Origin of the sequence: Streptomyces sp. NPDC050658 (genome assembly GCF_044457025.1) — a bacterium.
Classification (GTDB): Bacteria; Actinomycetota; Actinomycetes; order Streptomycetales; family Streptomycetaceae; genus Streptomyces.
This window is the reverse complement of the sequence record NZ_JBITGM010000002.1, coordinates 964,569-976,653: the sequence shown is the minus strand read 5'-3', so window position 1 is coordinate 976,653 and position 12,085 is coordinate 964,569. Positions and strand designations below refer to the sequence as shown.

General features: G+C 69.9%; 11 protein-coding genes. 6 read left to right on the top strand and 5 right to left on the bottom strand.

Annotated elements, in window-relative coordinates; translation table 11 throughout:
* The first annotated feature begins 386 nt into the window (after positions 1-386).
* Both ACIBKX_RS11110 and ACIBKX_RS11105 read left to right on the top strand, forming a co-directional pair.
* Complete coding sequence (locus ACIBKX_RS11110) at positions 387-1,394, top strand: helix-turn-helix domain-containing protein (protein WP_363274008.1); 1,008 nt, start codon at positions 387-389, stop codon at positions 1,392-1,394.
* A gap of 145 nt (positions 1,395-1,539) precedes the next feature.
* The gene (locus ACIBKX_RS11105; protein ID WP_363274007.1) at positions 1,540-1,887 is read left to right on the top strand and encodes a hypothetical protein; all 348 of its coding nucleotides are present in this window, start codon (positions 1,540-1,542) and stop codon (positions 1,885-1,887) included.
* Positions 1,888-2,226: 339 nt separating this feature from the next.
* Here ACIBKX_RS11105 and ACIBKX_RS11100 read toward each other — a convergent pair whose 3' ends face one another.
* Positions 2,227-2,952: a hypothetical protein gene (locus tag ACIBKX_RS11100; protein ID WP_363274006.1), complete on the bottom strand. Its 726-nt coding sequence runs from the start codon at positions 2,950-2,952 to the stop codon at positions 2,227-2,229.
* Positions 2,953-3,081: 129 nt separating this feature from the next.
* Between ACIBKX_RS11100 and ACIBKX_RS11095 the strand changes: the two genes are divergently transcribed.
* The 3 genes from ACIBKX_RS11095 (at position 3,082) to ACIBKX_RS11085 (ending at position 5,471) form a co-directional block, all read left to right on the top strand.
* A complete protein-coding gene (locus tag ACIBKX_RS11095; RefSeq protein ID WP_363274005.1) occupies positions 3,082-3,585 on the top strand; it encodes a hypothetical protein in 504 nt (167 codons plus the stop codon).
* A 121-nt stretch (positions 3,586-3,706) separates the two neighbouring features.
* Positions 3,707-4,354: a DUF3105 domain-containing protein gene (locus ACIBKX_RS11090; protein ID WP_363274004.1), complete on the top strand. Its 648-nt coding sequence runs from the start codon at positions 3,707-3,709 to the stop codon at positions 4,352-4,354.
* Between the two features lie 130 nt (positions 4,355-4,484).
* The gene (locus ACIBKX_RS11085; protein ID WP_363274003.1) at positions 4,485-5,471 is read left to right on the top strand and encodes a helix-turn-helix domain-containing protein; all 987 of its coding nucleotides are present in this window, start codon (positions 4,485-4,487) and stop codon (positions 5,469-5,471) included.
* 15 nt (positions 5,472-5,486) lie between these two features.
* On the opposite strand, the gene ACIBKX_RS11080 is transcribed toward ACIBKX_RS11085, so the two are convergent.
* The gene (locus ACIBKX_RS11080) at positions 5,487-7,247 is read right to left on the bottom strand and encodes a cytochrome bc complex cytochrome b subunit (protein ID WP_363274002.1); all 1,761 of its coding nucleotides are present in this window, start codon (positions 7,245-7,247) and stop codon (positions 5,487-5,489) included.
* 163 nt (positions 7,248-7,410) lie between these two features.
* Positions 7,411-8,967, bottom strand: coding sequence for an NCS1 family nucleobase:cation symporter-1 (locus tag ACIBKX_RS11075; protein WP_363274001.1), 1,557 nt, complete (start codon positions 8,965-8,967; stop codon positions 7,411-7,413).
* A gap of 155 nt (positions 8,968-9,122) precedes the next feature.
* Between ACIBKX_RS11075 and ACIBKX_RS11070 the strand changes: the two genes are divergently transcribed.
* The gene (locus tag ACIBKX_RS11070) at positions 9,123-9,704 is read left to right on the top strand and encodes a hypothetical protein (protein ID WP_363274000.1); all 582 of its coding nucleotides are present in this window, start codon (positions 9,123-9,125) and stop codon (positions 9,702-9,704) included.
* Between the two features lie 71 nt (positions 9,705-9,775).
* On the opposite strand, the gene ACIBKX_RS11065 is transcribed toward ACIBKX_RS11070, so the two are convergent.
* Positions 9,776-10,723, bottom strand: coding sequence for a class I SAM-dependent methyltransferase (locus tag ACIBKX_RS11065; RefSeq protein WP_363273999.1), 948 nt, complete (start codon positions 10,721-10,723; stop codon positions 9,776-9,778).
* Positions 10,720-11,736, bottom strand: coding sequence for a carboxymuconolactone decarboxylase family protein (locus ACIBKX_RS11060; protein WP_363273998.1), 1,017 nt, complete (start codon positions 11,734-11,736; stop codon positions 10,720-10,722). Before ACIBKX_RS11060 ends, ACIBKX_RS11065 begins: the two co-directional genes overlap by 4 nt.
* Between the last annotated feature and the right edge of the window lie 349 nt (positions 11,737-12,085).

Here is a 12,085-nt window from a genome sequence, read left to right as displayed (position 1 = left end):
TGCCTGGCGTCAAGCGGGCTTTCCGGACGTTGTTCATCTCGTTGCCCCGGCGGCTGGTCGGCCGGAGCATATGCCGTCATGATCCACTCTGGAATCACGAATGTGCGGGATTCCGGTGTGCGGCGCGGCGGCTGGTCAGGGAACCGGCGTACGGGCCGGGAGCGAGCGGAATGCAACGGGTGAACCGCGTCCACGGGCCGGGCAGATGGGGTCCACGCGACGGTCCATGACCACCGGGACTTCCTCCGCAAGAGAACTGTCCGGTTCCGGACGGGAGCAGGGGAGGCCGGTCTGGCGCAGCCGCAGTGGGAAGCACCGGCCCTCAGGGATAACTCCCACCCCGGGTGGGACAACCATTAGGGGTCGGGTCTCAGGGGGGATGCCACATGTGGTTGAAGGTGTCGAACAGGGAATTGCCCGCGGCGGAGCAGTTGCCCTTCTGGGGAGAGTTGGTCTCCCGCGAGCTCGCTCCGCTCACGATCAGCAGCCCGAGCGGCGCGGTGGATTTCCCCGCGTCGGTATCGGTCCTCGACCTCGGCTCTGTAAGGGTGGCCGCGTTCAGCAACCCTCCCGCGCACCTGAGCCGTACCTGGGCGGACATCCGGCGGGGCGACCCGGAGACGTACCAGCTGATGTTGGTCTCCGGCAGCCCGCTGTGGATCAGTCAACGGCGTCAGGACTCGGGCCTCCTCTACGGCGACTTGGCGCTCTTCGATCTCTCGCACCCCTTCGAGGGCGAAGTGCCCGACCTGGGCCGCTACACCCAGGTGGTCATCCTGCAGCTGCCGCGCGGGGAGTTGCCGCTGCCACCGGACAAGGTCCACCGGCTCCTCGCCAAGCCGATGCCGACCCGCAGCGGCATGGGCGCGATTCTCGCCCGTTTCATGACCACGCTGGACGTGTACGGCCCCGACTGCGACCCGCGCGATCTGAGCCGACTCGGCACGATGGCGCTCGATCTGGCGGGCGCAGGTCTGGCCCAGCAACTCGGGGCCTACGAGGACCTTCCGGCCGACACGCGCCGACAGGCCATGCTGGCCCGTGTCAACGCGTTCATCGACCACAACCTCGACGATCCGGATCTGGGGCCGGCGGAGATCGCGGCGTACCACCACATCTCCGTACGTTCGCTGCACTCGCTCTTCCGGCAGCAGGGCGAGACCGTGGCCGCCTCGATCCGCAGGCGCCGTCTGGAACGCTGCTGTGCCGACCTCGCCGACCCCGGGCTGCGCCGGAGATCGATCGGCGCGATCGCCGCCCGGTGGGGCTTCTTGCGCCCGGCGGACTTCAGCCGGGCGTTTCGTGCCGCGTACGGCGTGCCGCCCAGGGAGTTCCGGCAGGCGAGGGCGGGTGGACTGCCGGATGGGCAAGTAGCCGCGCTGAGTGACAAATAACGTCGCACGCAGAGCCAAGTCGTCGCCGGGGGCGCGCGTCACGATGTGAGGGCACCGGGGAGCCGGGGCCCGGCGCCGTGCGGTGCCGGGCCCGTCCGTTCCGGTCGCAGTCGCCGATCACCCACGACAGAAGGAGTGTTCCAGGATGCGTAAGCGACTTGGGGTACTGGGCGGGGCCTTCCTCATCACCCTCACGGTCGCCGGGACCGGGAGCGCCACTGCCGCCACCGCTGGTTCGTCCGCGACGTACGCCACGACCCGAGGCACGACCCAAACCATGGGCGAAGCCACGACCCAAGCCACGACCACCGCCGTGGAGAGCGCCGAGTCGGCGTCGTCCGCGGCCCGTCTGCGGCGGGTCTACGCCGGGTCCGGGCCCATCTGGGTGTGCCATGTCGCCGGGATGCGCTATGTGGCCAACGGTCAGGCGGTCAAGTACCAGTGCGTGGGCTATGCGCCCTACATGGCCATGCTGTACCTGTACGTCCGCTGAACCGTCAGCCACTTCCGTCGAGTTCGCGTTCCGCCGGGCCGGCCACGGGATCCGGCGGGCCGGCATCGGCTCGTGGGGCGGGGTCTTCTCCTGCCCCACGGTCAGCGCCCCGTCCCGCGCCCTCTCGCCCGAAGTCCCGGCCCCGACCATCGGCCGGGCCTTCGGTTTCTGCGCCCCTCGCCGAACATCCACCGGGACAGCGCCACCCGCAGCAGCTCTGCCTTCCGTACCCGCCTGCGTACGCCACGCTCGTCCGTGGCCGGTGGTGCCACCAGTGGCTTCGGCTGTTCGTGCCGGGTCAGGCTCGGGAGCGGGTGATCGACGGGTATGGGGCGCAGGTCATCCCTGCTCTGCGGGGCTGACGTCGGACGTTGGCGACCATGACGTCGGGGGCGGGCCGAACGCGCGACGGGCGGCCCGCACGGTCAGAGCGGCGATGGCGGCGTTGGCGCCACCGCCGATCACGGCGCCGATGCCGAACGGCGCCACTCGACCGAGAACGATGATTCCCTGCTTGGTCCCGTACTTCGTGACGAAGTTCCTGCCCAGGATCTTGTTGATCTGACGCAACGTCTCGACTGGCACCTTGGTGACGACCTGCCGTCCCCAGTGCCGGCCCGTACGCTCGGCGACGCCGGCGATGGTGGCGGTGCCGGTGCCGGTGCCGCCGAGCATGACTCCCATCACGATCGTCCGGCGGCGCTCGATCTCGTCGATGGGGACTCCGTGGACTTCGGCGACCGAGAGCGCGAAGAGGGCGCTCAGCTCGATGGATGACAGCGCCTCACCGGCCGACAGCGCCAGTGCGACTCCCGTGCCGACGCCGGGCGCGGCCGCGGTTCCACCGACTGCGGCACCCGTCCCGGCCAAGGCGCTGACGTACATCCGCTCCAGATTGCGGATGACCTGATCCGGTGTCGCTTCTGGGTTCCGCTGACGGGCGCGGGCTATGTTCTTGCGCACCAGTGGGCTCTGGCCGCCGATTGCCTTGTCGAGGAGGTCGAGGACGCGCCGCCCACGTTCGGTTGCTGCGGAATCCGGTCCGTCGTAGGCGCCTGATGTCATGCCCTGGACTCCTTAGGTCGTCACGTCCCAAATGAGTATCCCACTGGGTCAGTTGCGCGACTTGAGTCTCCGGGGTCTTCTGCCTGGGGGCTGTTCCCTGCCGAACCGCGCGAGGCTACGATCCCCGCGATGAGTGATCGGCGGTACGGCCTGCGTGGTGCGGCACGGCGGATGTCCGTGCGCTTCGTGCTGCGGTGTGCCGCGCTGCTCGCGGTGGTGTTGTGGGCCTTGCCTCTGTGTCCGCATCCGGTCGGTATGGGCGACGACCGTGCGGCCGTGGCGATGGTCGGAGGTGAACTCGGTTCCGGTTCTGGTTCTGGTTCCGGTTCTGGTTCTGGCTCCGGCTTCAGCTCCGGCGTCGATAGCGGCGTCGACGGTGTCGCGGGCTCCCTTGGCGGCCGTCAGAGCACTGCTCACTCCTGCACCGGACTGGATCACGGTGATGGCGATGCCCATTGCCGTGCCTCCGCCGAGGCGTTGCTCGGTGCGGCCGGGTCGCTGCCCTCCCTGCCCCTCCACGAAGCGGCGGCGCTTCCGGTGGGAGAGGACCTGCTCGGCCGGTCCGTGCGCGGCTCCCCGAATGCGGCCCTCGGCGCACCCTGCATCCATCGACTCCAAGTCCAGCGGATCTAGGCGGCCTTGTACGTGTGCGCCCGCCCTCGGGCGCCGCGTACCGCCGAAACCCCCTATCCGTATGACCGCTGCCGCACACCGCCGCCGTGTCCGAAATGGCCGGTGGGGACTAGGACTTGCCATGGGATCCAGTAACGCCAAGACGCACCGCGCACAGCGCCAGGCCAAGCTCGAGGAGCAGCGCCGCGCGCAAGCCGCCCGCGAGCGCCGCAACCGCATCATCACCGTGACCCTCAGCGGGGTCGTCGTCGCCGGGCTCATCGGCGGCGGCTGGTATTTGGTGGACGACGCGCGGCAGCAGGAACGGGCCGAGACGGCGGCGGCCGAACGGCCGGTGCGGGGTGAGAAGACCTTCAAGGACCTCGGTCGGAATCATGTCACCACCCCGGTCACGTACGAGATGTCCCCCGCGGTCGGCGGTGACCACGACCAGGCGTGGATGAACTGCGCGGGCGACATCTACCCCGAGGAGATCGGCGAGACGAACGCCGTCCACTCCCTGGAGCACGGCGCGGTCTGGGTGACGTACAACGACAAGGCCGCTGCCGAGGACGTCAGTGCCCTGAAGAGCAAGGTCAAGAACACCCCGTACACCCTGATGAGTCCCTACGCCGGTCAGGCGTCGCCGCTGACCCTGTCGGCCTGGGGCAAGCAACTGCAGGTCAAGTCCGCCGACGATCCTCGCGTGCAGAAGTTCCTCGCCAAGTACGTGCAGGGCGAGCAGACTCCTGAGCCGGGCGCGGCCTGCACCGGGGGCAAGGCTGTCTGACGCAGCTGCCGGAGCACCGCCCCGGAACACCGCCGCTGGAAGACCTGGCCCTCAGGGATATCTTCCATCCCGTGTGGGACAACCATTAGGGGGTCGGGATTCCGGGGTCGGGTTTCCAGGGGGGGGCTGTATGTGGCTGAAGGTGTCCAACAAGCATTTGCCCGCGCGGGAGCAGCTGCCCTTCTGGGGCGATCTTGTCTCCCGTGAGCTGGCGCCGCTCACCCTCAGCAGCGAGGGCGGCGCGGTGGACTTCCGGGCCTGGGCCTCCGTTCTTGACCTCGGGTCCGTGCGGATGGCCGCGTTCGGCAGTCCTCCCGCGCATCTGAGCCGTACCTGGGCGGACGTCCGGCGGGCCGATCCGGGCACGTACCAGCTGATGTTCGTCACCGGTAGCCCCCTGTGGATCAGCCAGCGGCGTCAGGACTCCGGGCTTGTCTTCGGCGACATGGTGTTGTTCGACCTCTCGCAGCCTTTTGAGGGTGAAGTACCCGATCAAGGGCGCAACACCCAGGTCGTCATCATGCAGTTGCCGCGCGAGGAGCTGCCGCTTCCGGCGGGCAGGGTCCACCGGCTCCTCGCCAAGCCCCTCTCCTCCCACCACGGCATGGGGGCGATCCTCGCCCGGTTCATGACCACGCTGGATGCCTACGGCCCCGACTGCGACCCGCGTGAACTGAACCGGCTGGGGGCGATGGCCGTCGACCTCGCGGGCGCAGGCCTCGCCCAGCATCTCGGGGCCTACGACGATCTTCCCGCGGACACCCGCCGGCAGGCCATGCTGGCCCGCGTCAACGCGTTCATCGACCACAACCTCGATGACCCGGACCTGGGCCCGGCGGAGATCGCGGCGCACCACCACATCTCCGTGCGCTCCCTGCACACGCTCTTCCGGCAGCAGGGGGAGACCGTGGCGGCCTCGATCCGCAGGCGCCGCCTGGAGCGCTGCCACGAGGACCTCACCGACCCCCGGCTGGGGCGGCGCTCCATCGGAGCCATCGCCGCACGCTGGGGCTTTCCGCGCCCGGCCGACTTCAGCCGGGCGTTCCGTTCCGCGTATGGCCTGCCGCCCAGCGAGCTGCGGCAGGCGGCTCTGCGCGGGCTGCCGGATGTCCGCTGACACATTCTCAGGGGTTCAAGAGCTTCGGTGGCCCTGCCCGGCAGCCGGTGCGCGTCCGTCGGGTGGGGTCCCGCTTCCCTCGGGCAACGCCGCGTCCCCGGAGCGCGGCCCCTCGTCGACAGGCCGCTCGCTCCCGTTTCCGCCCCCGCTCCCGATTCCGCTCCCGTTTCCGCTCCCCACCATCGGTCGCGCCTTCGGGATCTGGCTTCCCTCCCCGAACATCCACCGCGACAGCGCCACCCGCAGTCGTTCCGTGCCACGCACTCGTCTGCGCACGCCGTGCTCGTCCATGGACGGCACCCGTGAAAGCGGCTTCGGCTGTTCGTGCTGGGTCAGACGGTACAACTCGCCCTGTGGCAGCGGCTCGTGGACCTCCACGAACTCGCCGTGCGGGAGGCGGCGGATACGGCCCGTCTCCCTGCCGTGCAGGACCTTCTCGCGGTCCCGCCGCTGCAGGCCCAGGCAGATCCGGCGCGTGATCACGAACGCGAGCACCGGACCCACGAGGAGTGCCACGCGTACGAACCACGTGACCGCGTTCAGGGAGAGATGGAAACGCGTCGCCCAGATGTCGTTGCCGCCGCCCATCAGCGCCACGAAGAAGATGGTGAGCCAGGCGACGCCAAGTCCTGTACGTACCGGGCGATTTCGTGGTCGGTCCAGGAGGTGGTGTTCGCGCCGGTCGCCGGTGATCCACGACTCGATGAACGGATACACGCCGATCAGGACCAGGACCAGCGGGAAGGCGACGATCGGGATGAAGACGCCCAGGGCGAGTGTGTGGCCCCACAGTGTTATCTCCCAGCCCGGCATCACACGGACCAGGCCCTCCGCGAATCCCAGGTACCAGTCCGGCTGCGCGCCCGTCGACACCTGGTCGGCGCGGTAAGGGCCGTACGACCAGACCGGGTTGATCGAGGCGATCGCCGCGATCACCGTCACCACGCCGAACACCAGGAAGAAGAATCCACCCGCCTTGGCGAGGTATACGGGGTAGAACGGCGCGCCGACGACGTTGCGTTCGGTCTTTCCGGGGCCCGGGAACTGGGTGTGCTTGTGGTAGAAGACGAGGATCAGATGCGTCACGACCAGCGCCGCCATGATGCCGGGCAGCAACAGCACATGGAGGGAGTAGAAGCGCGCCACGATGTCGTCGCCGGGGAATTCGCCGCCGAAGAGGAAGAACGAGAGATACGTTCCGACGATCGGTACGGAGAGAATCGCGCCGTCGACGAAGCGCATTCCCGTCCCCGACAGCAGATCGTCGGGCAGCGAGTATCCCAACAGGCCCTCGAACAGGCCGATGAAGAGCAGCAGCCAGCCGAACAGCCAGTTCATCTCGCGGGGTTTGCGGAACGAGCCCGTGAAGAAGTGCCGCATCATGTGCATCAGCATGGCCGCGATGAAGATCAGCGCGGACCAGTGGTGGATCTGCCGGATGAGCAGTCCGCCGCGTACGTCGAAACTGATGTCGAGCGTCGACGCGTACGCCTCCGACATCCTGACCCCGTTCAGCGGGATGTAACTGCCGTGATATTCCACCTCGTTCATCGACGGGTGGAAGAACAGGGTCAGATAGATGCCGGTGATGATGAGGATGATGAAGGTGTACAGGCAGACCTCGCCCAGCAGGAAGGACCAGTGGTCGGGGAAGACCTTCCGCAGGTATTTGCGGCTGATTCCATAGATGCCGAGCCGTCCGTCGGCCCAGTCGGCGACGCGCTCTCCTCGCGGTGCCGACTGCTCGGTCCGTTGCCTGGTGGTGCTCTCGGACATCCCTTGCCTCCCGTGGGCGCTCATACACCCGACGGGATGGGAGGCCGGCCTGTGACAGCACGGGGGTTGTTTGTGGCGTAGGTCACGGTGGCGCGAGCGGGCTCAGCGCCTGCGGCGGCTTCTCGGGCTTCAGCGCTTGTGACGGCTGCCCGGCTTCCCGGCTTCAGTGCTTGTGACGGCTTCCCAGGCTCGTCGCCACATAGAGGCAGAGCGCCGCGCCCAGGCCGACCGCCCAGCCGTAGTCGGCCAGCGGTTTGAGGAAGGGGATGAGGCCGTCCGCGGGGAACGGGCCCTTTCCGGGGGCCGAGTAGGAGCCGCCGATCGCGAGGGTGCCGCCGACGGTGAAGGCCAGCAGGGCGCGCCAGTTCCAGCCCGCCGCGTACCAGTAGCGGCCGTGCGGTCGGTACAGGTCGGCGAGGTCGAGGACCGTGCGGCGGATGATCCAGTAGTCGGCGATCATCACGCCCGCCACTGTGCCGAGCAGTCCGCCGACCACGCCCAGCCACGTGAAGATGTAGAGCTCGGGCGTCGCGGTCAGCTTCCACGGCATCACCAGGACGCCGATCACGCCCGTGATCAGCGCGCCCGTACGGAAGTTGATGAGTTTCGGGGCGAGATTGGACAGGTCGTACGCGGGAGAGACGACGTTCGCCGCGATGTTCACCGACACCGTCGCGATCAGGATCGTCACCAGGGCGAAGAGCAGGCCGAATACGTTGTCGGTCTTCGCGGAGAGTGCGACCGGGTCCCAGATCGCCGCCCCGTAGACCGCCTGCGATCCCGAGGTGACGAGGACCGAGAGGAGCGCGAAGGCCGTCATCGTCGTGGGGAGGCCCAGCGACTGGCCCCAGACCTGGGCCCGTTGGCCCTTCCCGAAGCGGGTGAAGTCGGGGATGTTCAGCGAAAGCGTCGCCCAGAATCCGATCATTCCCATGAGGGACGGGAAGAAGACCTTCCAGAAGTCCGCGCCCCAGCCCAGCTCCGACGGCTGGTCCAGGAGCGGTCCGAAGCCGCCCGCCTTCGTCGCCATCCATACGAGGAGCACCACCGCGCCGATCAGCACGAAGGGAGCCGCCCAGTTCTCGAACCTGCGCAGCGCGTCCATCCCCCGGTAGATCACGGCGAGTTCGAAGGCCCAGAAGGCGACGAAGCACAGCCACAGGGTCCACGGATAGCCGCCCACCTCGGACGCGTTCGCCCAGCCGCCGAAGATCTTGCCGAGCAGAAGGAAGATGCCCTGGCCGCCGATCCACGTCTGGATGCCGAACCAGCAGCACGCCACCGCCGCCCGGATCAGCGCCGGGAGGTTCGCGCCCCGCAGGCCGAACGAGGCGCGGGCCAGGACGGGGAACGGGATGCCGTACTTCGGTCCCGCGTGGCCCGTCAGGAGCATCGGGAGCAGCACGATCAGATTCGCCAGGGCGATGACGAACACCGCCTGCTTCCAGTCCATCCCGAGGGCCACCAGACCCGAAGCAAGCGTCCAGGAAGGGATGTTGTGGGCCATGCCGACCCACAGGGCCGTGTAGTTGTAGACGCCCCAGGTGCGTCGCTCCATGGGGACGGGGAGCAGGTCCTCGTTCGCGAACCGGGGGTCGTCCAGCGTGACGCCGTCGGCGAGGGACACCCGGCCGTCGGGGTGTGAACGCTGGGTCGTGATCGGGGGCGTGGGCGCGGTCGTGGCGGGGCGGACCGCAGGGGGCGGGCTGGCGTCGCTCATGGGCAGGCCGTTCTTGACAGGGCACGCCCGGCCACGAGGACTCGTGCGGAGGTGCCACGTGACAGGGACAGGGCGCTGTGCGGGTGCCGTGATCCAACGCGGAGTGGAGAGGACTGTACAACTCCCGCGACACTTGCGGGAGTAGGGGATCGAAGATGGGGAGACGCATGGGCGGGGCGCAGGACGGCATAACGGTCGGGCAGTTGCTGCTCACCGAGTACCAGGTCGTCAAGGAGGAGCAGAAGGCGCGGATCGGATTCCGCGACAATCTGCTGTACGTGACGCTCGCCGCCGTCGCGGCACTCGTGGCCGCCGCCGCGCAGACCGGACAGGCCGCCATGCTGCTCGCCCTGGGGCCCGTCTGTGTCGTCCTCGGCTGGACCTACCTCGTGAACGACGAGAAGATCTCGGCCATCGGGGCCTATGTGCGCGGCGAACTCGGGCCGCGCCTCGTGGAGTTGGCGGCAGCGACGGACGAAGGGGCGGCCGCCCAGGCCTTCGGCTGGGAGACCGCCCATCGGGGTGACGCGCGGCGCCGATCGCGCAAGGCCATCCAGTGCCTGGTCGACCTGGTGGCGTTCTGCGTGGTGCCGCTCGCCGGACTCGTCGTCTTCTGGGCCGACGGAGAGGGCGGCGGACTGCTGCTCGCCCTCTCCGTCGTCGAGGCGGTGGCGATCGTGGGACTCGCCTGTCAACTGGTGTGGTACGCCCGGCCGTTCGTGGGAGGCGGGAGGTGAGCTGCCGCTGCTGCGGATCTCACGGGCCTCGCGGATCTCAGGACCTCACGGACCTCAGGACCTCGCGGATCTCACGGACGTACCGCCGTGACCAGCCATACCCCCGCCCGCAACCGCACGCCCCGCCCGGTCGCGTACGGACGGAACACGTCCTCCAGCGCCGCCCGCGCCTGCGGGGTCACGGTGCGGCCGGGGGCGCGCGACAGCATGAAGTCGACGGTGTCGCGCGGAGTCTCGCCCCAAACCGTCTCGACGAGTACGGGCGTCACCGCCACGTCCGCGTAGGCGGCGAGCGCCGCGTGGATGCGGGCCGGGTCGGAGAGGGAGGCCATCGCGGCGCGGGCCGCGAGTGCGTCGGCGGACGCCTGCTGCTGCTCGCCGGAGCCGCCCTGCTGCCCGCCGGAGCCACCCTGTTGCTTGCCGGAGCCGCCCTGTTGCCCGCCGGAGCCACCCTGCTCCTCCAGGAGTTCGCCGAAGTGGGCCAGCGCCCGTGACTCATCGCCTGACTCTCCCTCCTCACCCGTCGCGTCGGCCGGCTGCGGGCAGACGAAGGCCAGCCGCCCCCCGGGGCGCAACGCGCGGCCGATGTTCTCGAACGCGGCCGCGTGGTCGGCGAAGAACATCACCCCGCCACGGCTGATCGCCACGTCGTACCCGGCCGCCGGGAAGGGGTGCACCTGGGCGTCGGCCCGTTCGTACGCCGCGTTGGTGACGCCTTCGGCGGCCGTAAGCGCACGGGCCCGGTCCAGGAGCGGCGCCGAGATGTCGACGCCGACCGCGTGGCCGTGCGCGGCGCGGCGAGCCGCGATACGGGTGGTCGCGCCGGCCCCGCAGCCGATGTCCAGGACCCGGTCGCCCGCGGCGATGGCGGCGGCCTCGAAGAGCGCTTCGTTCACGCCGCCCAGCATCGTGTCGAAGCGGTCGTGGTGTGCGGCCCAGTGGGTCCCGAGTTCGCCGTTCCAGGCCGCCGCCTGGCGGGAGTTGGGGCAGACGGCCACACCCTCGCGCGCCCCGGTCATGACCGCTCCACGGCCAGGTGGGTGGTGATGCCGCGCTCGACGCGCTCGACGGCGGCGAACGCGCCGTACGAGATCAGATGCACCAGACAGTGATCGCTGAACGGCGGCTTCTTCCAGGCCGCCACGTCCTCGTCCGTGATGCGGTACGGGGCGAGCGCGGCGAGCAGCGCCAGGCGTGCCCCCGGCCGGGACGCGCGGTCGGGCAGCCCGTCCCAGGCCAGCGGCGGATGCGCGCCGTCCCACGCCGCCACCGTCTCCTGTACGAGATGCTGATCGGCCTCGTCGAGCAGTCCGGCGCCCGCCTGCGCCGCCCCACGGAGCGCGGCGTACGCGGCACCGACCGGCGAGCCCGCCGCCCAGTCCGGGCCGGGCAGCGGGTCGTCCAGGAGGGCCAGCGAGTCACCGGGCGTGATGCTGCGCCGGACCGACTTCTGGAGCGAACGGCCGCCGATCGCGCGCACCGCGCGGAAACGCTCCGCCCGGCACGGCAGCACCCCCTCCGTGATCAGCGACGACGCGACCCGATTGATGAAGTGGAAGGTCAGCGCGGTCCCGATGTGCCCCGCGGCGTGGGCGCGCGGGAACGGCAGCGAGGCCAGCTCGGGAGCGCCCGGGGTGCGGGTCGCGCGGCTCCAGTCGACCAGCCGTGCCTGGTCGGGGTCCTCGGGGCGGTCGCCGCGCAGCACCCGCTCCGCGACGTGGTGGTCGCCGGTGGCGTGCAGCATCGTCGTGTGCGCGTTCACGCAGAACGGGCAGCGGTTGGCGAGCGAGACGCCGAGGGCGACCAGTTCGCGGTCGGCGCGGGTGCTGCCGCCGGAGTGCGGGTCGCCCGCCAGCAGGGACTCGCGGAGCAGCGCCCAGGCGGCGGTGAACAGTTCGGGCGCCGGGGAGAGCGCGGCGAGCGGCGCGGGCACCGCGATGCCGAAGTCGTCGGCCATCTGCGCGTAGGCGTCGGCGGTCCTGCCGGTCGCGGACTTCGGGAGCACGGGATCGGCGTATCGGTAGGTCGTCATGGCATAGAGGTTCGCGGTGCCGGGTGCCTTCGGTCGTCGTATGGCGGAAGGCAGTCGGGGGTACGTCGGCGGGGGCGGCCGGGGGCGCGACTACTACCGGGGGAGTAGCGCGGAAGGGGTCTGCCGGGCGGACGCCGTTGTCAGTGGCGGCGTCTATGGTTTTGAACACGGTGGGGGACGCGCGGGTGTGCGGGGGCGCGGTGGAAGCGGTGGGCGCGGGTGGGATCGGGGGGCGGGGGATCGGTGGATCGGCGGGAGCCGGGACGGGGGAGCGAGTGGTGAGTCGGGCGGGACGGTCGGATCGGGCGGGACGGTCGGATCTGGCAGATCTGGCGGAGCTGGCGGATCG

Bases quoted from the DNA above. Each gene is read 5' to 3' on its own strand.
- ACIBKX_RS11085 (WP_363274003.1), top strand. From the start codon at position 4,485: ATGTGGCTGAAGGTGTCCAACAAGCATTTGCCCGCGCGGGAGCAGCTG.
- ACIBKX_RS11080 (WP_363274002.1), bottom strand. From the start codon at position 7,247: ATGTCCGAGAGCACCACCAGGCAACGGACCGAGCAGTCGGCACCGCGA.
- ACIBKX_RS11110 (WP_363274008.1), top strand. From the start codon at position 387: ATGTGGTTGAAGGTGTCGAACAGGGAATTGCCCGCGGCGGAGCAGTTG.
- ACIBKX_RS11065 (WP_363273999.1), bottom strand. From the start codon at position 10,723: ATGACCGGGGCGCGCGAGGGTGTGGCCGTCTGCCCCAACTCCCGCCAG.
- ACIBKX_RS11100 (WP_363274006.1), bottom strand. From the start codon at position 2,952: ATGACATCAGGCGCCTACGACGGACCGGATTCCGCAGCAACCGAACGT.
- ACIBKX_RS11090 (WP_363274004.1), top strand. From the start codon at position 3,707: ATGGGATCCAGTAACGCCAAGACGCACCGCGCACAGCGCCAGGCCAAG.
- ACIBKX_RS11070 (WP_363274000.1), top strand. From the start codon at position 9,123: ATGGGGAGACGCATGGGCGGGGCGCAGGACGGCATAACGGTCGGGCAG.
- ACIBKX_RS11095 (WP_363274005.1), top strand. From the start codon at position 3,082: ATGAGTGATCGGCGGTACGGCCTGCGTGGTGCGGCACGGCGGATGTCC.
- ACIBKX_RS11075 (WP_363274001.1), bottom strand. From the start codon at position 8,967: ATGAGCGACGCCAGCCCGCCCCCTGCGGTCCGCCCCGCCACGACCGCG.
- ACIBKX_RS11060 (WP_363273998.1), bottom strand. From the start codon at position 11,736: ATGACGACCTACCGATACGCCGATCCCGTGCTCCCGAAGTCCGCGACC.
- ACIBKX_RS11105 (WP_363274007.1), top strand. From the start codon at position 1,540: ATGCGTAAGCGACTTGGGGTACTGGGCGGGGCCTTCCTCATCACCCTC.